Here is a 25,131-nt window from a genome sequence, read left to right as displayed (position 1 = left end):
TGGCATTCACCCTCAGTCCTCAACCCGCTACGTTCGGGAGGATCTTCATGCGTGCCACCGTCAGGGTCCTGCTCGCCTCCGTCCTCACCGCCCTCGGCCTGACCGCCGCCGTAGCCACCCCGGCCCTGGCCAGCGCCCCCGCGCCCTTCTGCGAGTCCGGCGGGTCGCAGTTCTACTGCGACGCCACCAGCACCGGCACGACGACCTGGACGGTCACCTGGTACTCCGGCAGCGTCGGGACCTTCACGAGCGCCGGACCGACCCTCTTCGCCGGCTGCCCCTACTCCAACATCGGCCTGCAGGTGCGGGTCAGCTACAGCTACTTCGACGGCAGCGTGACCCAGTACAGCGACACCGGTAGGTTCATCTGCCGCAGCGGCCCCTGGCAGTAGCCGCCGGGTCCCGCGCCGCCGGGCGGCCGGTGGCGCGGGACCCACCGCCGGTGACGTGCGGGTGCGGCGGCGGTGTCGGCCGTGTCCCCGGGACTGCCGGCCGGCATGTATGGCGACGGGCTCGTCACCGCCGACCGGTTTGCGACCGCTCCTGCCGGGAAGCCGGACGGGATGCGGGCACTCTTGACGAGAATCGAACAGACTTCGGCGCTGGACCGGGCCGGGGACCGGTTGCAGCGCGCCGTCCAGGCCACCATCCGCCCGCAGCGGGTGCGCGACCTGCTGCACGGCGTCTTCCTCGGGCATCCGCTGCACCCGGCGCTGGTGCAGGTGCCGGTGGGTGCCTGGATCAGCGCCGCCGTGCTGGACCTCATGCCCGGTCAGCGTCGGGCGGCCACCACGCTGGTCGGGCTGGGCACGATCAGCGCACTCCCGGCGGCGGTCGCCGGGCTGAACGACTGGGCGGCCCTCGCCCGGGACCAGCGCCGGATCGGCCTGGTGCACGCCGCCGCCAACACCGTCGGCCTGGCCCTGTACGCGGGCTCGCTGGCCGCCCGCCTGCGCGGGCGGCACGGGACCGGGCGGGCGCTGGCGTACCTCGGCCTGAGCGCGGTGAGCGCGGGGGCGTACCTCGGGGGGCACCTGGCGTACAAGCAGGGGGCCCAGGTCAACCAGAGCGTGTCCGAGATGCACCTGATCAGCGACGGCTGGCACCCACTGGCGGACCTCGCCGGGCTGCCGCAGCGGACGCTGGTCACCCGCGAGATGGACGACGTCTCGGTGATCCTCTACCGGCACGGCGACGAGGTCACCGTGATGCTGGAGCGCTGCCCGCACCAGAGCGGTCCGCTCGGCGAGGGCGAGGTCACCGAGATCGACGGGCACGCCTGCGTGGTCTGCCCGTGGCACGGCAGCGCGTTCCGGCTCAACGGCGGCGAGGTCATGCACGGGCCGTCCGGGAACGACCAGCAGATCCTGCCGACCCGGGTGGTCGACGGGGTGTTGCAGGCCCGACTGCCCTGACCGTTCCCACGCCCGCCGTAGGCGCCGCTCCCGCCGCCCCGGCGCCATCGCCGGGCCCATCCGGCGAACCGCTCTTGCGCGGGAACTGTGGCATCGGCGCGCGCCATGACCACACAATCCGTGACAGCGTGTGCAGGGCGGGCGGGGGTGGGGCCTCCGGCGTCAGTTCCGGCGGTGTCGGCCGGAGACCAGGGCCCGCGCGCCGGCGGCGGCCCGGGCGATGCCCGGCCGGCGGCGCAGCCCGAGGACCGCGCCGATCTGTGCCCCGACGATGCTGGCCACGGCGAGCACCGCCGAGACCGCGAGCGGGCGGTTCACCGAGTCCTCCTCACTCACCCGGGAAGCCCCGGCGGCCATTGCCGGCTGCGGCCCGGAGGGCGGCTGGGCCACCTGCTGGCTGCCGCGGGTCGACTCGGCCGACGGTTGGGTGGCCGGCGGCGCGGGTGCCGGGCGGGTGGACTGCGGCTTCGCGGGCGGCGTCGTCGCCGGGGTCGCGGGCGCTTCGGCGGCCGGCGGGGTGGCCGGGGTCGCGGGCGGGGGAGCGACCGCGCCGCCGGGTGCGGGGGCCGTGGGCCGGACCACCAGCCGGCCGGTGGCGTGCGTACGGGCCCCGGCGTCGCCCGCGCCGTCGGGCAGCCTGATGAGCTGCCCCGGGCGGATCCGGTCGGGGTCGTGCAACCGGTTCAGCTTCGCCACGTCCCGGTACCGCTCGAAGTCGTCGAGGTAGCGCTCGGCGACCTCGCCCAGGTAGTCGCCCTTCGCCACCCGGTACACCGTCGGCTCCACCGGCTCGGGGAGCTGAGCCGCCGTGGTGACCACGACCGGCGACGCCGTCCGCGCGCTGACCGGGAGCGTCGCGGTCACCGGGCGTGCCGCCGGCACCGCCGCGGCGACGGCCGGCTGCGCCGCCGTCGGGTACGGGCCGGCCAGCACCGTCGCCGCGCTGGCCGCGGCCGGGCTCGCCGCGATGATCAGGGCCACCGAACCGACCAGCGCAGCCGCGGCCCGCTGCTGCCGGCTGATTCCGGGCAGCCGGGGTGCCGGCCGGCGCAGCGAGTGCGCGCCCAGCTCCACGAGCACCGAGAAGGCGAAGGTGGCCCAGCCGAACCAGCCGACCAGGGCCAGCGCCCGCAGGAAGAGCCGGCCGTCGTCCCGGCTGGTCAGCGTGGCGCCGATCTCGGCGAGGGTGGGCACGTGGTCGGGGAGCGGGTTGCCGGCGAACGCGATCAGCGCCACCGGCCCCCCGACCAGCACCGCGATCAGCACGACCAGCGCGCCGAACCCGGTGAGGACCTGTCCGGTCCGCCGTGCGGCGGAGCGACCCGGTGCGGCCATGGCGTTCCTTCCCTTCCTACGGGTCCTCGGTGAGGGCCCGCGCGGTGGCCTCACCGGAGACGGTGACGGTGTTGCCGAAGCCGAAGAAGCCGAGCATGTACCGGTCGTAGGTGACCGTGACGTGCACCCGGATGAGGGTCTCCCCGCCGACGACCGGGAACTCGACGGAGGAGGCGGTTACGTCCGCCGCGGCGAGGTAGCTGTTCACCGCGGCCCTGGCGGCCACCTGGTCGATCACCTTGGGCCCGCCCTCGATGGCCTTCGCCCGGTCGATGGACTGGCCGCCGGTCCGGGCCGCCTCCGCGGCCAGGTTGTCGGCCCGCTGCATGGACCGCAGCTGACCGGCGCCGTCGAAGGCCAGCCCGATGATCGCGAGGACGCCGATCATCCCCGCCGCGAGGAACAGACTGACCCGTCCGTCGTCGCCGCGAAGCCGGCGGGCGGTCCCGACCTCGTCGGAAGTGTCATGAGCGCGTATAGCGACCTGCGCCGACCACGGTGCGGGCCCAACGCGTCGAATCGCACCGTCGCCGGTTCCGGAACCCGCGCGAACGCCCACGCTCATCACACGCCACCCACACTCGGGTACGCCGCAGAACCTGCTTCAGCAGTCCCGAACCCGAGAGTTCTGCTCCGGTAGCGGTCCAGCGGGGAGGTGAAGGCGGCCGAGACCGTCCGGTTGGTCGGCATCGCCGGCAGCAGCGACAGGTCGATGTCGGCGAAGGACACCGTGCAGGCCACCCGCACGGTGACGGCGGCGGGCTCGCCGGGATCGCTGGCGAAGGCCTCGTCGAAGCTGACCGCATCGCCGCCCACCGAGCCGCTGAAGGTGAGCGTCGGCTGGCCGGCGCAGTTCGCCCGCTGCCAGTCGAGCTGGCTGCTCGCGGCGGCCAGGGCCTGCTGCCGGGCGGTGGCGGCGTCCCGGGAGATGGAGGCGGCCCGGGCGGCATCGTGCGCCGCCGACTCGATCGCCTCCTGGGCGATCGCCGTACGCCCGGCCACGCCGGCCAGCACGAGCAGCGCGAGGAACGCTGGGGCGAGCACGGCCACCTCGACGGCGACCGAACCGCGTTCGTCCCGCCGCGGTCGGCGCCGGAACCGGCGTCGGTCGTCGGCCGGCACGGCACGTCTCCGCACGCCGCTCATCCCGTCGTCCACCGTTCGACCGTGCCGTGGGCGGTCTGCCGCACCGGGAAGCTCACCCAGGGGACGACCGAGAGGGCGGTGCCGGTCACCGTGCAGGTCACCTCGGTGGCGTCCGTGACGCAGTCGGGCCCCGGCGAGTCCCAGCCGACCAGCCAGTCACCGGCCGAGGTGAGAAAGTCGGCCGCCCGCTGTTCCCCGGCCCCGTCGGGAGCCTGAAGGACGCGCTGGGCGTTGACCGCGCTCTGCGCGGCGTTCAGCGCGGTGGCCCGGGCGACGAACCAGGCGGCGGCCTGGATCGAGGCGAAGAGCAGCACCAGGATCGCCGGCATCACGACGGCCAGCTCCACCGGGTTGGCGCCCCGCTCGGCCGGGCCGTCGGCGAGTCTCCGCCGGGCCCCGGCCAGCAGCCCCCGGGGCGCCTCCCCGGGTGGCCGCCGTAGGCCGTCGCGCGCCCACCCGCCCGGTCGCCGCCGTACGCTGTCGCGCGCCCGCCCCGGTGCGCGCAGGCCGGTGGGCCGGTCGGCGGGTGCCGACCGGCTCCGGTCCGCGCGTGCGGGGCGGCCCGTCACGGTTTCGGGGCCTGCGGGGCGGTGTTACCCGGGATGGCGTTCATCCAGTCGTTGGCCTTGGCCAGGGCGAAACCCGTGACCGCCATGGCGACCGCGACCAGGCCGAAGATGATCACGGCGGTCGGCACCGGGCTGTCGCCGCGCTCGCCGTCGCGGCGCAGCTCGGTCAGTCGCGTCGTCAACGCGATGTGCAGATAGGCGATGAGGTGCATGACGTGCTCCTTCGAACTGGGGAGGGGTTTCACAACCGGGCGAGGAACGGGTAGACGGCGAAGCCGAGCAGCACGAAGACCAGCAGCGAGCCGGGGATGTCCAGCCGGCTGGTGACCGCCTCGGCCCGGGCCAGGTTGTCGGTGCGGATCTGGTCGCGCAGCGAGTCGGCCCGGCTGCGCAGCGTCTCGTGCACCTGCGCGCCCTCGCTGCCGGCGGAGCGCATGATCGCCCCGACGTCGCCCAGCTCCGGGATGCCGATCTTCTCGGCCAGCTCGCGCAGCTCGTCCCAGGGCGAGTGCATCTGCATTTGGGCGATCCGCAGCGACTCCCGGATCCGGTCGAAGACCCAGCCGTCGCAGACCGCCGCGGCCCGCTCCAGGGCCTGCACCGGGCCGTGCGCGGCGGAGAGCTGCAACGCCACCAGGTCCAGGTAGGTGCAGACCGCCTGGCGGAACTCGTCCCGGGCGGCGTCCGCGCGGGTCAGCACGCTGCGGTGCGCCACCAGGGCGGCGACCAGCGCCATCCCCAAACTCCCCAGCAGCGGTACGAACACCGGCACGGACACCCCGCCGAGGAAGAGCACCGCACCGGCCAGGGTCGGGGCGACCAGGCCGACCAGCGCGGAGAGCAGCAGGGACAGGGCGTACTGCTCGGGGGTACGGTCGATCAGGGCGAGCTGCCGGTGCGGCGGACGCAGCCAGCGGGCCAGCCCGCCGACCCAGTCGAGGCGCTGCGCACCGCTCGCGGCGGTCCGGCCGGCGCCCGGCGGCTGGTGCAGCCTGCGCAGTGCGGGGCCGAGCGCCGGTGCGGCCGGCAGCGCCTCCCGGACCACCAGGAAGACCCCGAGCCCCACCGCCGCGCCGCCGCAGACGGCGACGGTGAGCTGCCAGTTGAGGATCACCGGTACCGCCTTTCGCTCGCGACTGCGGGGCTCGCAAGCTCACTCCTCGCGCTCACCGGTACCGCCTTTCGCTCGCGGCTGCGGGGCTCGCAAGCTCACTCACGCGATCGCCTCCGTCGGGTCCGGGGCGGGCAGGAAGCGTGCCGGCCGGGGCGGCTGGCTCATCACCCGCACCCAGGCCAGCAGCCCGATGAACGCCCCGCCGAGCACGGCCATCACGAGCTGCCCCACCGGCGTGCCGTACGGGCGGATGTACTCGGTGTTGACCAGGCCGTACGCCAGGGTCAGCAGGGTCATCCCGGTGAGGAACCGGACCGCGAACCGCGGCTGGGTGCGCTTGGCCTCGACCTCCCGGCGGGTGGCCACCTCGGCGCCGGCGGCGCTCGCGATGGAGCCCAGCACGTCGCCGAGCCGCTCGCCCCGGTCGGTCAGGTGCAGGATCAGCGCCGCCACCACCTGGTCGCAGACCGGGTCCCTGATCTCGTCGGCGAACGCGAGCAGGGCCGTGCGGGCCTGCCAGCCGGCCTGGAGCCGGGCGGCGAGCGTCCGTACCTCCTCCGCGATCTCCTCGGGCACGGTGGCGATGGTGCCGAGGATGGCCTGCTGGAGGCCCTGGCCCGTGGACGAGACGTCCTTGAGCCGGCGGGTCCACTCGCCGACCGCCTCGATGCGGGAGATGGCCCGCTGCTCGGCGCGGCCGACCGCGAACAGCCACGGTGCGCCGGGCACCGCCACGGCGACCAGCAGGCCGACCACCGGCAGCCCGGTGAGCAGGAACGCCAGTGCGCCGCCGAGCACCGCGCCGCCGATCAGCACCTGGTGGTTGCGCTGCTCCCGGGCGGTGGTGCCGGAGCCGAGCCAAAGTTGGCGCAGCCCGCCACCCGGGCCCGCGCCCGGAGCCGGGCCGGTGGGACGGGTGGTGCCGACCAGCGCCACCACCGCCAGCACCAGTCCGGCCACGCATGCCGCGCCGGACACCACGGCGATCAGTTCGATGTTCGGCGTCACCGGGTCACCGGCCTGACGCCGAGCCGGGTGTGCCGGGGACGCCGCCACGCCCCGGTTCCGGCCTCGATCCACCGGCCCAGCAGCCGGGCGTCGTAGCCCACCCGCAGGAGCTGGTCGCGGACGCGTTCGGGCAGGTGACGGGGGACGGCCCGGCCGTCCGACCCCGGACCGAAGACGCTGGTGGTGGTGATCCGGCTGCCCTCGCCGACCCCGATCACCTCCTCCACGTGGGAGACGAAGCGGTACTTGCGGCCACCGATCGCGGTCTCGTCCTCGACGGTGACGTAGACGATCAGGTCGAGGGCGTTGCCGGCCATCCGGCGGGCCTGGTCGACGGTCATCTCCCGGCCGTGCGACAGCGCCAGCTCGACGATCCGCTCGCCCACTCCGCTCGGGCTGCGGGCGTGGATGGTGCACATCGATCCGCGGCTGGTGGTCATCGCCTGGAGCATCGGCACGATCTCCCGGGACCGCACCTCGCCGACGATGATCCGCAGCACGCCCATCCGCAGTGACACCGGGATCAGGTCGGCGATGCTCACCTCGCCGGCCGGGCGGCCGTCCAGCCCGCGTTCGCCGTGCCCCTCCCGGGCCTCGAAGCTCATCACCGCCCGGTGCTTGTGCCCCCGGCGGGCGGGCAGCAGCTCCCGGCTCTCCTCCAGCAGCACGTACGGTTCGTCGGCCGGGATCTCGTCCATCAGCGCCCGGATGACGGTGGTCTTCCCCGCCCCGGCCAGCCCGGCGACCATGATGTTCAGCCCGGCCCGCATGGACGCCCGCAGGAAGTCGCGCAGCAGCGGGTCGATCATCTCGTCCAGGTCGCCCCGGCCGCCGGCGATGTCGTCGAGGCTCACCTCAAGGGTGTTGTGCTTGCGGATGACCGCGTACGGGCGGTGGCTGACCAGGAACACGGCGGCCAGCCGGCTGCCGTCGGGCAGTTGCAGGTCCAGGGTGGGCTTCGAGGTGGACAGGGACCGCTCGGTCGCCCCGGCCCGGCGGGCCGCCGCCTGGAGGATCTCCACCAGCTCGTCGTCGCTGTCGGCGATCGGGTCGGCCCAGTCGACCCCGCCGCCGTGCCGGGCGATGCGCACCTGGTCGCAGCCGAGGATGTGCACCTCCTCGATGGTGTCGTCGACCAGCAGCGTCTGGAGCCGCCCGAGGCCGACCAGTTCGGCGGTGACCTGGTCGAGCAGCAGCCGCTCCTCCCCGGCGGGCATCGGGGTGCCGGCCCGGCGGACCGCGTCGGCGTACTCGGCGACCACCGCGACGGCGAGGCGGGCCCGCTCGACGTCCTCGGCGTCGGCGTCGAACTCCCGGCCGCGCTGCCACAGCGTGAGTCGTTCGCTCAGCTCCCGGCGCAGCTCCCGGACCACGGCGAAGTCGACCCGGGGCCGGGGCGGCGTCGGCGCGACGGTCGGCGGCGGGGCGGGGCCAACCGGCGGGACCGGCTGCTGGTGACGCCCGTTCGGGGCTGGCGGCAGCGGCGGGGCGATGGAGGTCGCGCCCTGCTGCTGCGGGACCCGGGGGTCGTGCGACACCGGCTCAAACCGCATCCGGCACCCCTTGGGCGGCCGGCCAGGCCAGCCGGGCCCGGCGGCGGTCCAGCAGCGCCCGGATCGGCACCTCCAGGGCGCCGGCCGCGCGCATCAGCGGCCGGCCGGCCCGCACGGTGCCGCCGAGGGTGAGCACCTCCGCGGTACGCGGGTCCTCCGGCAGCCGTGCGATCACCGGAAGCCGCAGCGCCTTGCTGATCTCGCCGCGCCCGTGTCCGTCGCCGATCGGCAGCAGCCGCAGCGTGCCGGGCGGTACCCGGTGCTCGGTGAAGTCCCGCTCGATCGCCCGGATCATGGACCGGGTGGCGGAGAGATCGGGCAGCTTCGCCCGGGTGACCAGGAGGACCACGGCGGCGGCGCGCAGGATCGGCCACGGCGGGTTGGCCACCTGGAGCCGCCCGCAGTCGACGAGCACGTCGTACGGGGGCCGGCCGCGTTCCAGGTCGAGGAAGAAGTCGGCGAACCGGTGCCAGAGCGGGGTGACGCTGCCGGCCTGCGCCGGGTCGATGACGCCGGGCAGCAGCAGCCGTTCCCGGCGGGGCGCGTCGAGGTCGACGAGCTGGGACCAGAACGCCGACTCCAGGCTCCCGTCGCGCAGCTCCCCGACGGCCAGTTCGCCGATGCCCCGGGGGCCGTCCAGCACCCCGCCGAGGTAGCCGGCGAGGACCGACCCGCCGGACGGGTCGCACTCGGCGAGCACCAGCCGCCGGTGCCAGGTCAGGGCGCAGGCCAGCGTGGTCGTGGTGACGCCGGGCGAGCCCTTCGCCGAGACCAGCGCGATGATGGCCATGGTCAGGCTGCCCCGGTCAGCACGACCGCGATCCGGTCCTGGGCGGCCAGCGCCACGATGGCCGGCACGTCCCGGGCGGTGAGCGCCACGTAGACCACGACGCTGCTGCTGCTCGGCGTCGCGGTGTCGATCACGGTGGCCTCGAACCGGGTGCTGCCGGCGCTCTGCCCGTCGGCGTTGCGGTTCGGGGTGCTGACCAGCAGCACCCGGTCGCCGGGGTGCAGCCGCTTCGCCGGCACCTGGCCGGGGGAGAGGTCGAGGGAGATCTGCTGCTGGCCGGGGCCGAGCAGCGGGTCGTCGGTGAGCTGGGCGGGGGTGAGCAGGGTGCCCGGGGCCAGTGCGACGGCCGCCCGCTTGCCGACCACCTCGTTGAGCTGTCCCGCCGGCACCGGCCGCAGCCCCTGCCCGCCGGCCACCTGCACGGTGACCAGGTCGTCGGCGCTGAGCGTCCGGCCCACCTCCACCGGCCGGGCCACCGCGAGGTAGCTGCCGGTGGCCCGGACGGAGGTGACCGCGAACGCCGCGCCGAGGCCACCGAGGGCGATCAGCAGCACCGCGAGGCCGAGCAGGCCGGGGCGGACCCGGCGCTGCCGGAGCACCTTGGGCGGGGCGATGGGGGCGTCCACCGGCCCCGTGTCGTTGCGCGTCGCCAGACTCACCGGGTCACCACCTGAAGCTCGTCGATCTCGATCTGGACGGTGCCGCTGGTCCGGGTCTGGGGGATGTCGCCGCTCTGGTCGCCGCCGACCCAGTGCACGTTCCAGAAGGTGGTGGCGCTGACCTGGTACGTGTCGGCCCTGGTGTAGCCGCTGTGGTAGCCGCAGTCGGGGGAGCGCCCGCCGGCCTGCGGGCCGTCCGCCGTGTACGGGGTGCCGGGGCCGTCGCAGGTGACCTGCTCGCCGTTGTCCATGTCCCAGACGATCCGCTTCACGGTGGCGGTGATGGTCACCGTCAGCCCTCGGTCGGAGGCCGAGGCGGTCAGCGGGCCGAAGTAGTCGTCCCCCGGGCTGGCCCACATCCACACGGGCAGGCCGACCAGGCCGGGGCCCTTGCTCTTGCGCGGGGCGACCGACGCCCGGGGCGGGAGCAGCGAGATCGAGGCGAGCGCGCGGCGGGCCAGTTCCTCCGGGTCGGGCGGGGCGCCGAAGCCGGGCGGCGGGGCGTCCAACAGTTCCTCGCGGAGGCTGCCGAGGTCCCCACCGTTGCAGGTGAGCTGGTACCACTGCTTGCCCTCGGGGGTGCCCGGCGGCTGCGGCTGCTTCAGCTTGTAGTAGCAGCCGTCGTCGTTGTTGAACCAGCCGAGGATGCTGTCGTAGCAGGGGATGACCTTGCCGCCCCACTGGCACTTGCCGGCCGGCCCGTCGTCGCCGCCCCCGCCGCCGGGGTTCCCGCCCCCGCCGCCCGGGGTGCCCGGGTCGTCGTCCCAGATGTTGCAGTCGTTCTGGCCGATGGGGCACTCCACCCCGCCACCCCGGGCCGCCGCCGCCGCGACGGTGGCGGTGGGCGGGGCCGCCGCGACCGCGAGCACGAGGGCCAGGCCGATCCCCGCGAGCAGCCGTCCGGGCCGCGGGTCGCGGAGCCGGCGGTGGGCGGGCCGTGGACGTACCGCTGGTGTGCCGGGCCGGCCCGGCGCCGCGCCGGCCGGTCCGCCCCGGGTCAGCACGGCTGGTCCTCGTGGGCGGCGCCGGAGCTGATCAGCCAGCGGCCGTCCGCATACCGGGTGGCCGTCGCGGTGGCCAGGTGCCGCCCGCCGCCCGAGCCGGGCACCACCTTCTTCGTCTTCGTGTAGACCAGCCGGTAGCCGGTGGCGTCCACACAGTCCTGGATCTCCACCGTGGCCGGGACGCCGTCCAGGCTCACGGAGGTGACGGTGGGATCGGAAACGAGCGTTCCGGTACGCATGGCACCGTGCTCCTTCGCGTCGCGAATTGCCAGTCGAACCCGGGTCAGCAATGGATCTGCCAGGAACCTGGTCAGTTCCGGGTGGAACGGATCGCCGCGTCGGTTCGCCGTCCGGGACGCCGCGAGATATCCGGAATATGCGGTGAGCGCCGATTCTCGGGCCGCCCGTTCCTCGGCCGCCGAATGGCTCTGGGCCGTCTTCGGCGCCGCTGACAGGGGCTGCGTCGTGGTCTCGGCTTCCGTGCCGCAGGCGGCGACCGGGCCGACCGCCAGGACCGCGACCAGGAAGATCGTCCATCGGCCGGGGTGCTGTGCTCGCAACGCCGCCCCTCCTTGCTGGCGACCCGGCCAGGCGGCACGCCGACCGCCCCCGGGCGTGCGGCAACGCGGCCGGATGATGTCATCCGGACCCTGTTGCGTCACCGCGGTATTCGCCTGTGCTGATCTTAGAAAAGCCGTGAATCGATGCCCTCGCGTTGCCTCCGACGCCGCTTGCGGGGTTGCGTCGTACTCAAGGGGCGAGCATAAGCTGACGCCTGCCGATGCAACAGAGGCAATTCATGCAAACACTCTCGGTGACGGTTGGGTGGTAATGGGGGATGGCACGTACGGGGCCGGACATCGCGGGTCGGGGCCGCCCTCGGATGGCACCATGACGGCCGTGCCGTCGGCTGCGGGTGCGGGGTGCGTGGTCCTTTCGGCCGGTCAGCCGGCCCGCTCCGGGAGGGTGGGTCCGAATTGCCCGCAGGTCGGGGTGCCTACCGTGCCCGGCCGGCCGCCCCGCCGGCCGGGCGGCCCCGCTGGGCCATGGCGGGGTGTGGCCGGGTCGGATTCGGCATCATTCGCTACACGAGGGCGAGTCGAAAGTGACTCACCGTGTCCTCCCCGACCCGGCCGTCCGGCCGGCCCGGGAGCCGGACATGCCCGCTGACCCCCCGTCCCGGCCGCTCGCGGCACCCGTCGAGCCGGTCGAGTCCGCGTCGGTCGAGTCCGCGTCGGTCGGGCCGGTCCCGCCGGCCGTGCCGGGGACACGCGCCGGGTCGCGAGGGCGGCCGTGGGCGCGACTGGCGGCGGTCCTGGCCGTCGCCCCGGTGCTCCGCCTCGCGGTCGCCCGGTACGCCGTACCGTCCGGGGAGCCGGACCGGACGGCCTGCCCGACCTGCGGCATGCCGCTCGCGCTCGATCGGCCCTGGCCGGCGCTCGGGCCGGCGGCCCGCTGTCCGGCCTGCCGGTCCCGGGTCGGCGCGCCGCCCGGCACGGTCGAGGTCGCCGTGCTCGCGGCGCTGGCGGTGCTCGTGTCGGTGGGAGGGTCGCCGGGCGAGCGGGCGGCCCTGGCCTGGTGGCTCGGCTGGGCGGTGCCGCTGGTCTTCGTCGACGCGGCCGTGCACCGGCTGCCCGACCGGCTCACCTGGCCGGCGGCCGTCGGGGTCCAGGCGCTGCTCGGGGTGGCCGCGCTGGCCGCCGAGGGGCCCGCTGCCTGGCTGCGGGCGGCGGCGGCCGGGGCCGGCCTGGCGCTCTGCTTCGCCGCCACCACCCTGGTGCTCGGGCGGCGCGGCTTCGGCCTCGGCGACGCCAAGCTGGCGCTCGGGGTGGGTGCGCTGCTCGGCTGGTACGGCTGGCCGGTCCTGGTGCTCGGGGTGCTGGTGACGTTCACGCTCTCCGCGCTGACCAGCCTGGCGCTGCTGCTGGCCCGCCGGGTCCGCTGGTCCAGCCACCTGCCCTTCGGTCCGTTCCTGGTGCTCGGCACGGTCGTCACCCTGCTCCTCACCCCATGACCGAGGCCCTTTCGTCAGCGGCCCCGGCTGGCGTCGGCCACCGGGCGTTCGGCCCGGCGTTCCCGGCGGCGCAGCACCCCCGCGACCGGCCGGGCCAGCAGCGGGGTGCCGACGGTGGCCACCAGCGCACCGAGGAGCAGGCCGGCGGCCACGTCGTGCGGGTAGTGCACGCCGACGAAGGTGCGGGAGAACGCGGCCAGCACGGCCAGGGGGACCGCGTACCAGGCGAGGCGGGGGGAGAGCAGCAGGATCACGGCGGCCAGCGCGCCCGCGATCGTCGAGTGGTTGCTCGGGAAGGACCAGTCGCCCACGGGTGGGCACTGCCCGGCGACGATCACCAGCTCGGCCGGGGTGCGGCAGGGGCGCTCCTCGTCCACCACCGTCTTGAGCAGCTCGCTGCCGCCGTACGCGAGGACGACCGCGACCGGCGCGGCCACGGCGAGCGCGAGGCTGCGCGGCCCGGCACCCAGCCTCGGCAGGGCCGCCGCCACGAACAGGAGCCCGAGCAGGATGATCGACCACTCGGTGAAGTGCGCGGCGAACCACTGCACCGAATCGGGCGTGTCGTCCGCGAAGTCGACGATGTCGCGGTACCAGTCGACGCTGAACTGCGGAACATCCGACAAGAAACCGTCAATCATGCCTCAACCTATCAAGTGTTCATCTTCCGTTCACCTGATCACACGGTAGGCGACTGAACCGGGTCCCCGCACCGGACGAACGTCAGGTGGCCACCACGACCAAGGTCGGTGGGGGCCCGGGGCAGCTCACGACTGGTCGGGCGCCGGCCGGGGCACGCCGCCCGACATCCGCTCGACGACCTCCTCCAGCGCCTCGAAGGCGTACGCCCAGTTGTGGCACTTGAAGCTGCGCAGCCCTTCGATGGGCGTCCGGCAGTCGGAGCAGTACACGCCGGCGATCGCGTCCGGCACCTCCGTGTTGACGTACCGGCGGTCGCCGAGGATCACCCGGGCGATCATCGACGGGTCGTGTACGCCGTGCAGCGCCGACGAGACGATGTCGAGCCAGGTCATCCGCCGACCACACTTCGGGCAGTCCGGCTCGTCGCCGCTGACCCACAGGGGTGCCCCGATGCTGCGCGCCGGCATCCCGAGCAGCTTCTCGATCCGGCGGACGTCGTGCTCCGGCGTCACCCAGCGGTGCCGGCCGGGCAGTGAGGCCGGTGAGTCGTACACGGCGCGGAACAGCACGGGGTCGACCTCGACGGTCTCTCGCTGACGGGTCATCGCGTACCTCCTCGACCGGGCGGCGCCGACCCTGCCGGCGTCGCAGCCCACCGTCGCCGCAGACCGGCGACGGACACAACCGGATCAACGACACGCGGGGTCGATGGCGGTCGCGGCTGCCACAACTTCGCCCGAGCAGGGCGTGCGGACGTCACCGCCCCCGGCAGCCAGCTCCCGCTGTCCCATCTGACGCTCGACGGCGCCCCGCCGCTGCCCGCGCAGCGGGGCCGGGTCGTCCACCAGTAGAGCACCGCCCCGCTGGTGCCCCGCACCCGCGCCGACATCCTGCGGTTCTTCGACGGGTACGACCTGATCGGGCCGGGCCTGGCCTGGCTGGCCGACTGGCGGCCCGACGGCGAGCCGCGGGACGGGGTGTCGCACGGTTTCGGCGGGGTGGGCGTCCGCCGCTGAAGCCGTGCGGCCGGGACGAACGGCACGTCGGCTGGCACTCCCGGGCGCGGCGGATCGGGGCGGCGGGTCAGCGGGCGGCCGACTGCTGGCCGGCCGAGCCGCGGCGCACCGCCTCGCTGGCCAGCCGCGACCGGCGCCGGTCCTCGTTGGAGGTCAGGTCGAACTTCTCGTACAGCCGGGTCAGGTGCTTCTTCACCGCGCTCTCCGTGATGTGCAGGGCGGTCGCGATCGCGCGCACCGAGGGCGGCTCGGGGAACGGCTGGCCGCCGGAGACGTACGGGCGGCAGAGCACCGTGATCACCTCCTGCTCGCGCGGGGTCAGGGCGGGCGGCGCGGGCGGCGGCTCGACGTGCAGGGTCCGGGTGCCGGGGTGCTCCGACGGGGCGTGGAAGAGCAGCCGGGCCGGGCCGACCTCCACCCGGTCCCCGTCCCGCAGGATCTGTGCCTGACGCACCGGGCTGCCGTTGATCGTGGTGCCGTTGGTGCTGCCCAGGTCCCGGATCGACCAGCCGGACGGGTAGCGCTCGACCAGGGCGTGCAGGCGGGAGACGAGCCTGCTGTCGATGGGCAGCTCGTTGGTCTTCGCCCGTCCGATGGTCAGCGCGTCGGTGGTCAACGGCACCAGCCGGACGCCACCCGCGCCGTACACCTCGAAGTAGCCCTCCGCCACCCGCGCCTCCGAACGGTCAGTCGCCGCAGTACGGCGCGGTCGTCGCGCTGGTCGGCACCCCGGTCCGCACGCTCGTCACGGTGGCGGTCGCCGTGGTGCAGCCGCCGTCCACCGGGAACGGCTCGGTCCACAGCTCGAACGGCTGCCCCGTCGCCCGCTGCCGCACCCCGATCGGCCCGGACGCGTCGGGCGACCCCGACGGTCCGGCCGCCCCGGTCCCGGGGCGGACCGTGAGGTCGACGTCCCAGGTGCCGCCGTCAGTCGCCGAGTTGTCCCGGTACTGCTTCCACACCCAGACGTACGCCATCACGGCCCGGCAGGCAGGCGACCAGTACTGCTTCACCGAGATCGCGCGCAGGCCGCCGGCGTACCCGTACGCCGACGTGCCCACCTGGTAGGCGTCGTCGTAGCAGCGGCCCGGGGGCGCGTCGTCCCGGCTCGCCCGGCGCGGGTGGCCGGTCCCGACCACCCGGACGGTCACCGGGTCCGGCGACCCGGCCACGGTCAGCGCCAGCACCGGCCGGCGTGGCCCCGGCGCGCGGGGGGCGAAGAGCAGCCGTACCTCGCACGCCCGCCCGGGTGCCAGCGGCCGGGCCGTGCATCCCTCGGCGGTGACCCGGAGGTCCCCGCCGTCCGCCCCGGTCGACGCGACCCCCGTCACCCGCACCGCCCGGTCGCCCGGGTTGCGCACGGTCAGCGTCTGCTCGGCGGAATCCACGTTGACCTCCTGATCACCGAAGGTCAGTTCCACCGGCATCTCGATGGGAGCCGGGGCCGGCAGGGCCGCCGACCAGCCGGTGGCCAGCACCGACACCAGTGCGACCAGCAACCCGACGGCACGGCCCGGCGCGCGCCGGGGCACCCCGGGCGACTGCCGGCCCCGCACGGTGGCGGTGAGGTCCAGGTCGAGGGCCGCCCGGCGGCGCGCGCTGAGCGAGAACCGGGGCCGGGGCGGCACCTGATCGCCGTCGGCGGCCGGGGCGTCGTCCGGCCGTTGGTGGGCGGCCCCGTCGTCCCCGCCGCCGGGCACGAGCGGGGTGACCGGCTGGCCGGCGGCGCGCTGTGCCCGCTGGAGGTCCTCGGCGAACGCGACCGCCGTCGGATGGCGCAGCGCCGGGTCCTTCGCCATCGCCCGCTCCAGCACCACGCACACCGCCTCGGGTACGCCGGCCGGCCGTAGGTCGGGCACCGGATCGGCGGCGACCCGCCGGAGCAGCCGCGCCAGCGGCTCCGTCCCGTCCGGTGGCCCCGCGCCCGACGGTGCCTCGGCGAAGGCGGGCGTGCCCCGGATCCAGTGCAGCACCGACGATGCCAGCGCGTACACGTCCGAGGCGACCGAGGCCGGCTCACCGCGCAGGATCTCCGGCGCGGCGTGCAGCACGCTCGTCGTGACCCGGCGTCGCCCGGGGGCGGGCTCCGCCGCCCGGGGCCGGGCCAGCCCGAAGTCGGCCAGCTTCGGCTCGCCGTACCGGGAGATCAGAATGTTCTCCGGCTTCACGTCGCGGTGCAGCACGCCGGCCCGGTGTGCGGTCTCCAGCGCCCCCGCCACCGTGATTCCGCCGGCCACCGCCGCCGGCCATCGCTGCGCCGCCGACTCCGCCCCGGGTGCGCCGCCCGCCCGGGCGGCGGCCAGCCGGTCGGCCAGCGAGCCACCCTCCTCGTACGCCATCAGCAGGTACGGGTTGCCGGCCGCCGTCCGACCGGCCTGGTGCAGGGTGACGATGTGCGGATGGTCGGAGAGCCGCCCCAGCACCCTGAGCTCACGCTCGAAGCGGGCCCGGGACGGGCCGTGCCAGTCGGCGGCGAGCACCTTGACCGCCACCCAGCGGGAGAAGTCGGGCTGCCAGGCGCGGTAGACCACGCCGAAGCCGCCCCGACCGATCTCGACCGCGTCCGTGCAGCCGGCCACGCCGAGGTCGAGCCCCGGGACTGTGTCGGCCTCCCCGGGGCGGTGGGGCGCCGACTGCTCTGTGTGGACCATGGCGGCCCATTATGACCGAGGGGTGTGCCAGGAATGTCGTCCGCTGCCGACCGCTCACCTGTCACCCGGCCGTGCCGGGCACCGGAAGGCGGCCAATCGGGTGGGGCCCGGTCGACGCCGAGCCCCATCAGGCCGTTACGGCAGGTTCGGCGGGCAGGTCGTCCGGTGCCAGGTGGAGTAGCGGGTACGGACGCCGTACTGGAAGTCCTCCAGGCAGTTGCCGTACACGTACATCCCGACCTCGACGGTCTTGCTGGCGTCGGAGTAGTAGATGAAGGTGATGCTCTCGTTGTCGTTGGGGTACGGCAGGGCCATGGCCGGGCTGGCCACGACCGCCGTGGTGCCGGCGACGGTCAGCAGGGTGGCCAGGACGGCGTTCCGCACGAACTTCTTCAACTCAGCGCCTTCCGATCGAGTTGGATGGATGCTCGGATGATAGTCGTCCATCGATCTCCAGCCCAGGTGCTCCAATCCCGCCCCGAATTCCCGGGAGGCTCGGCGACCCGGCAAACTGGGTGGATGGGGCCACCGCGGGTCGGACCGGCATGATCGGCCTGCCGCCGCGGGCCACGGACGGGCAGGAGTGAACCGGCTGGCATGACTGATCCAGACGACGGAGCGCGGCTGGCCGCGTCGATGTCCGGCCGACTCGCCTCCCTGACCTTCGTGGACCGCACCACCGAACAGGTCACCGAACTGCTCATCGACGCGGTCGCCGACTGGGGCACGGCGCAGGGCTGGCGGGTCTACCGGCGGGCGGCCAGCGTGGTGCCGCTTCCGCCGCCGATGTCCGGGCAGCGATCCGTCATCGACATCGCCTGCGCCCGGCCCGCCGCGCCGCCCGTGGTGATCGAGGTCGATCACACCGACCGGCGCCGTACGGTCGAGAAGCTCCTCGCCGAGGCCGACGCCGGGCGGGTGCCGATCTGGGTGCGGTGGGGTGCCCGTGGCTTCGTCGAACCGCCGGAACCGGTCCGAATGGTCACCGTCCCGGTGACCGCGCGGCGCGGCGAGGCCGGCGTGCGGCTGCACTCCCGACAGCCGGCGCGGCAGCTTCCACCGCCGGAGCACCGCGCCGCCCCGGTCGCCGCCGGCCCACCGGATTCCCTCTTCGACCCCGCCGGCGAGAGTTGAGACGGCTGCCCGACGCGCGAGGCCACCGGGCGGGTCCCGGTTCAGCTCGGCCCCGCCCATCCAAGCAGGCGGCGGCGCTGGCTCCCGTCGACCGGCGTCGGCCAGCCGGTCGTTGGGTGCCCAGCTGCGGGCAGAAGGCGGCGTATGTGGAGTTCACGGCGGACGGCGAGTGGCGTGGGCCCGGTCGGGTCTGCCCTACCCCGCCAGCCCGGACAGCCCTACCGGAAACCGGGGTGTGAGCTAGATCGATCCACGAACGGCGGGTCCATAGCGTTGAGGCATGACCACGTCGACCGTTCTCCCGCCGCCGTTACCCCGGCAAGACCCGTACGCCCGGCCGCGCCACCAGCGGCCCGGCAACCTTGCCGCGCGGATCGCGGGCTGGAGCGCCCGGCACCGCACCATCGCCATCGTCGGCTGGCTGCTGTTCGTGGTCGTGGCGACCGCTTTCAGCGCCGTGTTCGGCACCGTGCAGGCCGCCGACGGCTCGTACGGCCACGGCGAATCCGGCCGGGCCAGCGAACTGATCGCCTCCGCGGGCTTCCCCGACCGGGCCGGCGAGATGGTGCTGATCCACAGCGACGACCTACTCGCCGAATCGCCCACGTTCACCAAGGCCGTCACGGCCACCGTCAGCGCGGTCGAGGGCACCGGCCGGGTGGAGAACGTGCGCGCCGACGCGATCTCGGCCGACCGGCACTCGGCCCTGGTCACGTTCGACCTGTCCGGGCCGGCGGACACCGCCGTCGACCGGGTCGACGCCGTACGCGACGCCGTCGCGGTCGTGCAACGGGAGTTTCCGGACCTGCTGGTGGCCCAGACCGGGGACGCCAGCCTGGACCAGTCGCTCAACGAGATCCTCGCCGGTGACATGCACCGGCTGTCGCTGCTCTCCATCCCGGTCACGCTCGGCATCCTGATCGTGGCGTTCGGCGCGCTGCTGGCCGCCGTACTCCCGATGGGCCTGGCCCTGACCGCGTTCCTGGCCTCCCTCGGCCTGCTCGCCGCCGCCAGCCGGCTGGTGCCCACGGTCAACACCACGATGCACCTGATGCTGCTGATGGGCCTCGCCGTCGGCGTCGACTACTGCCTGTTCTACCTGCGCCGGGAACGGGAGGAACGGGCCCGCGGCGCCGACCCGGAACGGGCCCTGGCGATCGCGGCGGCCACCTCCGGCCGGGCCGTGCTGATCTCCGCGCTGACCGTCATCATCGCCACCTCGGGCATGTTCCTCACCCGTGACACCGTCTTCGCCAGCCTTGCCACCGGCACCATCCTGGTGGTCGCGATCGCCGCCCTCGGCTCACTCACCGTGCTGCCGGCCGTGCTGTCCAAGATCGGCGACCGGATCGACCTCGGCCGGGTGCCCGGGCTGTACCGGCGCAAGGCGGACGGCCGGGGCTGGGCCAGGTTCCTCGATCTGGTGCTGCGCCGGCCGGGACTGTCCGCGATCCTGGCCACCGTCGCGCTGGTGGCGCTCGCCGCGCCGGCGCTCGGCATGCGCACCGCTGAGGAGGACATCACCACGCTGCAGGCCTCCGCCCCGGCGCTGGACACGTTCGTCAAGGTCGGGGCGGCCTTCCCCGGCGGCGGCGACCCGGCCGTACTCGCGGTCCGGGCCGACGACGTCACCACCCCGGCGCTCACCGCCGCCATCGGCCGGTTCCGGTCCGAGGCACTGGCCACCGGGGCGCTGCACGAGCCGGTGACGGTCGAGATCAACCCCGACCGGACGCTCGCCGTGGTCAGCGCCGGACTGTCCGGCACCGGCATCGACACCGTCTCCGAGCAGGCCGTACGCGCCCTGCGCGAAGACGTCATCCCGCGTACGGTCAACGGCGTCGACGGGGCCGAGGCGCTGCTCACCGGACAGGCCGCCGCCTCGGTCGACTACAACGACGCGATGGGGCGCAGCGCCCCACTGGTGTTCGGATTCGTGCTCGGCCTGGCGTTCCTGCTGCTGCTCGTCTCGTTCCGGTCACTGGTGGTGGCCCTGACCGCGATAGTGCTCAACCTGCTCTCCGTCGCCGCCGCGTACGGGCTGCTGGTGCTGGTCTTCCAGCACGGCTGGGGCGAGAGGGTGCTCGACTTCGAGTCCGCCGGTGCGGTCACCAACTGGGTGCCGCTGTTCCTCTTCGTGATCCTGTTCGGGCTCTCGATGGACTACCACGTCTTCGTGCTCAGCCGGATCCGCGAGGGCTACGACCGGGGCTGGCCGAACAAGCTCGCGGTGTCCCGGGGCATCCGCGGCACCGCAGGCACCATCACCAGTGCCGCTCTGGTCATGGTCGCGGTGTTCGGGCTGTTCACCACCGGCTCGCTGGTCTCGATGAAGGAACTCGGCTTCGGCCTGGCCGTCGCGGTTCTGATCGACGCCACCATCGTCCGGGCCGTGCTGTTGCCCTCGGTGATGGTCCTGCTGCGGGAACGGAACTGGTACCTGCCGGGCTGGCTGGCCTGGCTGCCCGCCCTCTCCCATGGCGAGGCGCACGACGACGTCGACCGGGTACGGCAACCGGTCGAGGTCTGAACGTCGGCGCAACGGGGGCGAACGCCGTACGGGGCCGGGGGACCCGTACGGCGTCGGCGTCGGCGGATGTCGCTGAGGGTGGCGCACCTCGCGGACGAGAGGCCGCTCGTGCCACGGCCGGGGCGCTGTCGAGTGCTCCAATTGCACGGTCGGACAGAATGGTGTCGATGGGAGCGGTCCGAGCGATCGGCCGGACACAGGGCACGCACATGTTGATCGCCTGCCGGCCCACGTTCGGTCGATAATCCGTCAGCGGGCGCGGTTGGTCGCTGATCATGGGAGTTCCCGAATTCATCGATCATTCGGGGGGAAACGGACGCCGGGTGGGCGGGCGATGGAGTTCGAGAGGCCGCTCGCCCCCTTGATTCGTCGGCGATCAATCCTGTGCGGATCCGGTTAGTATCGATACCCGCCCCCACTCTGAAAGATCATGGGTATTGGACGTAGTCGTTTGAGTCGCGATGGTGGAAACCGCCCCGATGAGCGGCGGGGCTGGCCCGTCCAACCGGGATCCAGGCGGGTCAGTGCGGCCGGCGACCGGTCGGTCGCGGGCGGCGCCATCAGCAACAACGTCATCGCGACCGGCGACAAGGCGTCGATCAACATCAACCGCTATCACTCGAAACTGCCTCCGGTCGAGGAGGTCGGCTGGCGGAAGGTGTGGATGGCGCCCCGACGTCCGGCGCCGGTGTTCGTCGGCCGGGACCGCGCCCTCGCCGAACTGGAGCTGACCATGGCGGACGGGAGCGGGGTCGTCGGGCAGAGCGTCGCCGGGCTGGGCGGGGTCGGCAAGACGGAGCTGGCCCTGCAGTACGCGGCGGCGAAGCGGGCTGCGTACGCCTCGGTTTTCTGGATCACCGCCGACAGTCCGACGAACCTGACCGAGGGCCTCGCCCAGGTGGCCCGCCGGCTGGCACCGGGGCTGGCCGCTCCGCCCGAGGCGGCGGCCGACTGGGCGATGGCGTGGTTGCAGCGGTACCCGGGCTGGTTGCTGATCCTCGACAACGTCGAGGATCCCGCCGACATCGCCCAGTTCCTCGCCGGTGCCGACGGCGGTCACGTCCTGGTGACCACCCGGCGGCACCTCGACTGGGCCGACCACGGGCTCAAGCCCGTCCGGCTCGACATACTCGACCCCGCCGAGGCAATCGATCTGTTGGTCCGCCGGACCGGTCAGCGTGACCGCGCCGCCGCGCAGCGGATCGCCGCCGCGCTGGGTTGCCTTCCGCTGGCCCTGCAACAGGCCGCCGCTTACGTCAAGGCGACGGCGGAGCCGCTGGCCTCGTACGCGGACCGCCTGGAGGACGGCCTCACGGAGCTCATCGCGGAGATGGCGCCCGGGGCCCGGCAGGAGCGGGCGGTCAGCCGGGTCTGGCAGATCACCCTCGACGTGCTGCTGGCCGAGGATCCGCGCGCCGTCGAACTGCTCGACGTGCTCGCCTGGCTCGGCCCGGCGGACCTGCCACGCGACCTGGTCGCCACGTTCGCCGGGGGGAGCGTCGGCGAGGCGAACCGGATGCTGGCCCTGCTCGCCTCGTACAGCATGATCAACCTGACCCACGAGTCGGTGAGCATCCACCGGCTGGTGCAGGCGGTGCTGCGCGGAACGCCGACGGAACGGACCGCTTCGGGTCTCGCCCCGGCCGCCAGCCAGGCTGTCGACCTCCTCGCCGGGGCGATGCCGAGCGATCCGGAAGGGAACATGGACGGCTGGCCCCGGTGGTGGAGCCTGCTGCCCCACGTCCATGCGCTGGGCGACAACATCGGCGGCGGCAACCAGGACCAGGTGCTGAGTCAGCTACTCAACCAGGCCGGCCTCTTCGCCGCTGTTCAGGGCCGCTACGCGGAGACCGCGAAGCTCGCCGGCCTCGCCCTCGAAATCGGCAGGCGTGATCTGGAGCTGGACGAGCCGGAGCTGGCGACCCTGCTCGGAAACCTCGGCGCAGCGTACTCGAACCTGGGCCGGCACGCCGAGGCGGTCGAGCTGGAGGAGGAGGCGCTCCGCATGGCGAGGCGAACCCTCGCCCCGGACGATGTCGCCATCGCCACTCGGCTCAGCAACCTCGCCATCACCTACTCCGCGCTCGGCCGGCCAGGCGACGGCGTACCTCTGCTGCTGCGCGCGGTGCGGGTCACCGAGGAGGCGTACGGCTCCGACAGCCGGCTCGTCGCGAACTGCCTGGCCAACCTCGCCTCGGTCTACCAGCAGTTCGGCCAGACCCGGGAAGCGGTGCCGTTGCAGCGCCGAGCCCTGACGATCAGCGAGCAGGAACTCGGGCCGGATCACATCACCGTCGCGTACCGGCTGGTCGACCTGGCGGGCAGCTACCGGGAGCTGGGCGGGATCACCGAGGCGCTGGAGCTGGTGCAGCGGGCCCGGGCCATCGCCGAACGCCGGCTGGAGTCGGACCACCCCGGCCTGGCGATGTTCCTCGGCGCCGTGGCCGAGATGCGGGGTGCGCTCGGCGAGCACGACGAGGCACTGCGGCTAGAAGAGGCCGCCCTGGACATCGTCACCGCGGCCCTGGACGACGACCATCCGGACGTCGCCATCCGGCTGAGCAACCTGGCCGGCACCTATCGAAAGCTGGGACGGGCGGAACAGGCGGCCGAGCTGGACGAGCGTGTGCTGCGGATGGTCGAGTCCCGACACGGCCCCGACCATCCGGACGTCGCCGTCGGACTGAGTACCCTGGCCAGCTCCTACCGGATGCTCGGGCGGGCGGAGGAGGCCCGAGGGCTGGACCAGCGGGCCCTGACCATCACCCAGACCCACTTCGGCCCCGACCACCGGGACGTGGCGAACCGGCTGGTCGGCCTCGCGAGCAGCTACTACGAGCTGGAGCGGTTCGAGGACGCGGCACCGCTGCTGAAGCGGGCGGTCGAGATCTCCCGGCAGACGTACGGTGACGACCACGCCGACGTGGCGATCACGCTCGGCAACCTGGCCGACGTCTACGAGAACCTGGGCCGGTTGGACGACGCGGCGGAGGCCAACCGCCAGGCGCTGACCGTGACGCGGAACCTGCTGCCCGAGGACCACCCCGACCTCGTACCCCGGCTGGACGCCCTCGCCGACAACTACCGGGACCTGGAACGGCTCGACCAGGCCTACGCGCTCTACCAGCGTGCCCTGGGGATCGTCGAGCTTACGCACGGCCGGCACCACGAGGGGCTGATCGAACGGCTCGACATCATCGTCGACATCCTCCCGGCTCTGGGCCGGCACCATCGGGCCGTCGCGGCGTTGGAGCGGGCGCTCGCGGTCGCGGAGGCGAACTACGGCCCCGCAGACCTGCGCCTGGCCGAACGGCTCGGCCGGCTCGGCACCGCCTACTACCAGGCCGAGCGGTACGCCGAGGCGGCGCCGCTGGAGGAGCGGGCGCTCGCCATCGTCGAGGCCCACCCCGGCGCGCCCCGGTCGGAGCTGCTGTTGCGTCTGCACAACCTCGCCGCGACCTACCGCGAGCAGGACCGGGTGGCGGAGGAGGTGCCGCTGCGGGAACGCGAGCTCGAAGTCGCCGGAGAGGAGTACGGCGTCGACCATGTCGAGGTCCTCGACCCGCTCCGCAGCCTCGGTGGGGCGTACGACCGGCTGGAGCGCTACCTGGACGTACTCCCGGTCCACCGCCGGGCGCTGGCCATTGTGGAGCGGGTCCATGGCCCGCACCACCCCGAGGTGGCCGTGATACTCGGTCGGCTCGGCCTCGCCTACTACGAGTTGGGTCGGACGGAGGAGGCCATCCCGCTGGAGACAAGGGCGCTGGAGATCGCCGAGGGCTCGCCGGACCAGGCCGAGCTGCTGCTGCGGGTGGAGAACCTGGCGGAGAGCCATCGAGCGGTGGGGCAGACCGAACAGGCCCTCGTCCTCGACGAGCGGGCACTCGGCATCGTCGAGGAACTCCACGGCCCCGACGACCCCGCACTCGTCAAACGGCTGGACCGACTCGCCGGGTCGTACGCCGCGACCGGTGATCCGGAGAAGGCTGTGGCGCTGCGTACCCGGGCGTTGATGATCGCCGAGCGGGCCTTCGGGCAGAACCACCCCGAGGTGCTGCCCCGGCTGGACCGGCTCGCCTCGGCGCATGCCGCAGCCGGGCAGAACGCCAGGGCGATCTCCGTGCAACGTCGGGCGGTTGCGTTGACGGAGGCGACGTACGGGTCCGGAAATCTTGACCTCGCGGCGCGGCTCGGCAGCCTCGGACACTACTACTACGACCACGGCCAGCCCGGCAGCGCCATTCCGATCGAGGAGCGCGCGTTGGCCATCACCGAGGAGGTGTGCGGGGAACACCACCCCGACCTGGTGCTCCGGCTGGTCAATCTCGCCGCCAGCTACCAACAGCGAGGGCAGCGCGGGGAGGAGGTGTCTCTGCTCAAGCGCGCGCTCCGGATCGCGACGGACAATTTTCCGCCGGACCATCCTACGTTCGAGGACATCAACGCCCGACTCGATGGCCGGTAGGCGACCGATCGACAACCACGTAAGACCACTTTGTACAGTGCATAGTGGACGGACCGACTTTGCTGTGCGGTACACGGCATCACTAG

General features: G+C 73.8%; 24 protein-coding genes. 7 read left to right on the top strand and 17 right to left on the bottom strand.

What is annotated here, in order from left to right:
- The first annotated feature begins 47 nt into the window (after window positions 1-47).
- Both ABT023_RS09930 and ABT023_RS09925 read left to right on the top strand, forming a co-directional pair.
- On the top strand, window positions 48-392 hold the full coding sequence (locus tag ABT023_RS09930; protein WP_350883634.1) for a hypothetical protein: 345 nt from the start codon (window positions 48-50) through the stop codon (window positions 390-392).
- Window positions 393-563: 171 nt separating this feature from the next.
- On the top strand, window positions 564-1,415 hold the full coding sequence (locus ABT023_RS09925) for a Rieske (2Fe-2S) protein (RefSeq protein ID WP_350883632.1): 852 nt from the start codon (window positions 564-566) through the stop codon (window positions 1,413-1,415).
- A 162-nt stretch (window positions 1,416-1,577) separates the two neighbouring features.
- Here the strand turns inward: ABT023_RS09925 and ABT023_RS09920 are convergent, their stop codons facing one another.
- From ABT023_RS09920 to ABT023_RS09865, 12 genes are all read right to left on the bottom strand, one after another.
- A complete protein-coding gene (locus tag ABT023_RS09920) occupies window positions 1,578-2,750 on the bottom strand; it encodes a LysM peptidoglycan-binding domain-containing protein (RefSeq protein WP_350883630.1) in 1,173 nt (390 codons plus the stop codon).
- Between the two features lie 16 nt (window positions 2,751-2,766).
- Entirely contained in the window at window positions 2,767-3,138 is a 372-nt protein-coding gene (locus tag ABT023_RS09915; protein ID WP_350883628.1) for a hypothetical protein, read from the bottom strand.
- A 176-nt stretch (window positions 3,139-3,314) separates the two neighbouring features.
- Window positions 3,315-3,896 (bottom strand): TadE/TadG family type IV pilus assembly protein, encoded by a 582-nt coding sequence (locus tag ABT023_RS09910; protein ID WP_350883693.1) that lies wholly within the window; start codon window positions 3,894-3,896, stop codon window positions 3,315-3,317.
- Window positions 3,893-4,303: a TadE/TadG family type IV pilus assembly protein gene (locus tag ABT023_RS09905; protein WP_350883691.1), complete on the bottom strand. Its 411-nt coding sequence runs from the start codon at window positions 4,301-4,303 to the stop codon at window positions 3,893-3,895. The genes ABT023_RS09910 and ABT023_RS09905 overlap by 4 nt, the downstream gene beginning before the upstream one ends.
- Before the next feature lie 158 nt (window positions 4,304-4,461).
- Window positions 4,462-4,677 (bottom strand): hypothetical protein, encoded by a 216-nt coding sequence (locus ABT023_RS09900; protein WP_350883626.1) that lies wholly within the window; start codon window positions 4,675-4,677, stop codon window positions 4,462-4,464.
- A gap of 29 nt (window positions 4,678-4,706) precedes the next feature.
- A complete protein-coding gene (locus tag ABT023_RS09895; RefSeq protein WP_350883689.1) occupies window positions 4,707-5,576 on the bottom strand; it encodes a type II secretion system F family protein in 870 nt (289 codons plus the stop codon).
- 102 nt (window positions 5,577-5,678) lie between these two features.
- Window positions 5,679-6,635 (bottom strand): type II secretion system F family protein, encoded by a 957-nt coding sequence (locus tag ABT023_RS09890; RefSeq protein WP_502890630.1) that lies wholly within the window; start codon window positions 6,633-6,635, stop codon window positions 5,679-5,681.
- Window positions 6,584-8,140, bottom strand: a complete 1,557-nt coding sequence (locus tag ABT023_RS09885; protein WP_350883622.1) for a TadA family conjugal transfer-associated ATPase — start codon at window positions 8,138-8,140, stop codon at window positions 6,584-6,586. Before ABT023_RS09885 ends, ABT023_RS09890 begins: the two co-directional genes overlap by 52 nt.
- Window positions 8,130-8,930, bottom strand: a complete 801-nt coding sequence (locus ABT023_RS09880; protein WP_350883620.1) for a CpaE/TadZ family protein — start codon at window positions 8,928-8,930, stop codon at window positions 8,130-8,132. The genes ABT023_RS09885 and ABT023_RS09880 overlap by 11 nt, the downstream gene beginning before the upstream one ends.
- A gap of 2 nt (window positions 8,931-8,932) precedes the next feature.
- On the bottom strand, window positions 8,933-9,589 hold the full coding sequence (locus ABT023_RS09875; protein ID WP_350883618.1) for an SAF domain-containing protein: 657 nt from the start codon (window positions 9,587-9,589) through the stop codon (window positions 8,933-8,935).
- Window positions 9,586-10,593: a hypothetical protein gene (locus ABT023_RS09870; protein WP_502890628.1), complete on the bottom strand. Its 1,008-nt coding sequence runs from the start codon at window positions 10,591-10,593 to the stop codon at window positions 9,586-9,588. Before ABT023_RS09870 ends, ABT023_RS09875 begins: the two co-directional genes overlap by 4 nt.
- The gene (locus ABT023_RS09865) at window positions 10,587-11,153 is read right to left on the bottom strand and encodes a hypothetical protein (RefSeq protein ID WP_350883616.1); all 567 of its coding nucleotides are present in this window, start codon (window positions 11,151-11,153) and stop codon (window positions 10,587-10,589) included. Before ABT023_RS09865 ends, ABT023_RS09870 begins: the two co-directional genes overlap by 7 nt.
- A gap of 599 nt (window positions 11,154-11,752) precedes the next feature.
- On the opposite strand from ABT023_RS09865, the gene ABT023_RS09860 reads away from it, so the two are divergent.
- Window positions 11,753-12,607 carry a prepilin peptidase gene (locus ABT023_RS09860; RefSeq protein WP_350883614.1) on the top strand — a complete coding sequence of 285 codons (855 nt, stop codon included), beginning with the start codon at window positions 11,753-11,755 and terminating at the stop codon, window positions 12,605-12,607.
- A gap of 14 nt (window positions 12,608-12,621) precedes the next feature.
- Here ABT023_RS09860 and ABT023_RS09855 read toward each other — a convergent pair whose 3' ends face one another.
- Both ABT023_RS09855 and ABT023_RS09850 read right to left on the bottom strand, forming a co-directional pair.
- Complete coding sequence (locus tag ABT023_RS09855; RefSeq protein ID WP_350883612.1) at window positions 12,622-13,248, bottom strand: phosphatase PAP2 family protein; 627 nt, start codon at window positions 13,246-13,248, stop codon at window positions 12,622-12,624.
- Between the two features lie 126 nt (window positions 13,249-13,374).
- Entirely contained in the window at window positions 13,375-13,854 is a 480-nt protein-coding gene (locus ABT023_RS09850; RefSeq protein ID WP_350883610.1) for a DUF8243 domain-containing protein, read from the bottom strand.
- 261 nt (window positions 13,855-14,115) lie between these two features.
- Here ABT023_RS09850 and ABT023_RS09845 point away from each other — a divergent pair, with 261 nt between their 5' ends.
- Window positions 14,116-14,265 (top strand): SAM-dependent methyltransferase, encoded by a 150-nt coding sequence (locus ABT023_RS09845; RefSeq protein ID WP_350883608.1) that lies wholly within the window; start codon window positions 14,116-14,118, stop codon window positions 14,263-14,265.
- A gap of 67 nt (window positions 14,266-14,332) precedes the next feature.
- Here ABT023_RS09845 and ABT023_RS09840 read toward each other — a convergent pair whose 3' ends face one another.
- From ABT023_RS09840 to ABT023_RS09830, 3 genes are all read right to left on the bottom strand, one after another.
- A complete protein-coding gene (locus ABT023_RS09840) occupies window positions 14,333-14,935 on the bottom strand; it encodes an FHA domain-containing protein (protein ID WP_350883606.1) in 603 nt (200 codons plus the stop codon).
- Between the two features lie 16 nt (window positions 14,936-14,951).
- Window positions 14,952-16,916 (bottom strand): protein kinase domain-containing protein, encoded by a 1,965-nt coding sequence (locus ABT023_RS09835; RefSeq protein WP_350883604.1) that lies wholly within the window; start codon window positions 16,914-16,916, stop codon window positions 14,952-14,954.
- A 135-nt stretch (window positions 16,917-17,051) separates the two neighbouring features.
- Window positions 17,052-17,312, bottom strand: coding sequence for a DUF6289 family protein (locus tag ABT023_RS09830; RefSeq protein WP_350883602.1), 261 nt, complete (start codon window positions 17,310-17,312; stop codon window positions 17,052-17,054).
- Between the two features lie 201 nt (window positions 17,313-17,513).
- Here ABT023_RS09830 and ABT023_RS09825 point away from each other — a divergent pair, with 201 nt between their 5' ends.
- From ABT023_RS09825 to ABT023_RS09815, 3 genes are all read left to right on the top strand, one after another.
- Window positions 17,514-18,050, top strand: a complete 537-nt coding sequence (locus tag ABT023_RS09825) for a hypothetical protein (RefSeq protein WP_350883600.1) — start codon at window positions 17,514-17,516, stop codon at window positions 18,048-18,050.
- Between the two features lie 280 nt (window positions 18,051-18,330).
- Entirely contained in the window at window positions 18,331-20,580 is a 2,250-nt protein-coding gene (locus tag ABT023_RS09820; protein WP_350883598.1) for an MMPL family transporter, read from the top strand.
- 664 nt (window positions 20,581-21,244) lie between these two features.
- Window positions 21,245-25,045 carry a tetratricopeptide repeat protein gene (locus ABT023_RS09815; protein WP_350883596.1) on the top strand — a complete coding sequence of 1,267 codons (3,801 nt, stop codon included), beginning with the start codon at window positions 21,245-21,247 and terminating at the stop codon, window positions 25,043-25,045.
- Window positions 25,046-25,131 lie beyond the last annotated feature (86 nt).

This window comes from Micromonospora sp. NPDC002296 (assembly GCF_040296145.1).
In the GTDB taxonomy this organism is placed as follows: Bacteria; Actinomycetota; Actinomycetes; order Mycobacteriales; family Micromonosporaceae; genus Micromonospora.
Note: the sequence above shows the minus strand (reverse complement) of the source record. Positions and strands in the feature narration are given on the sequence as shown.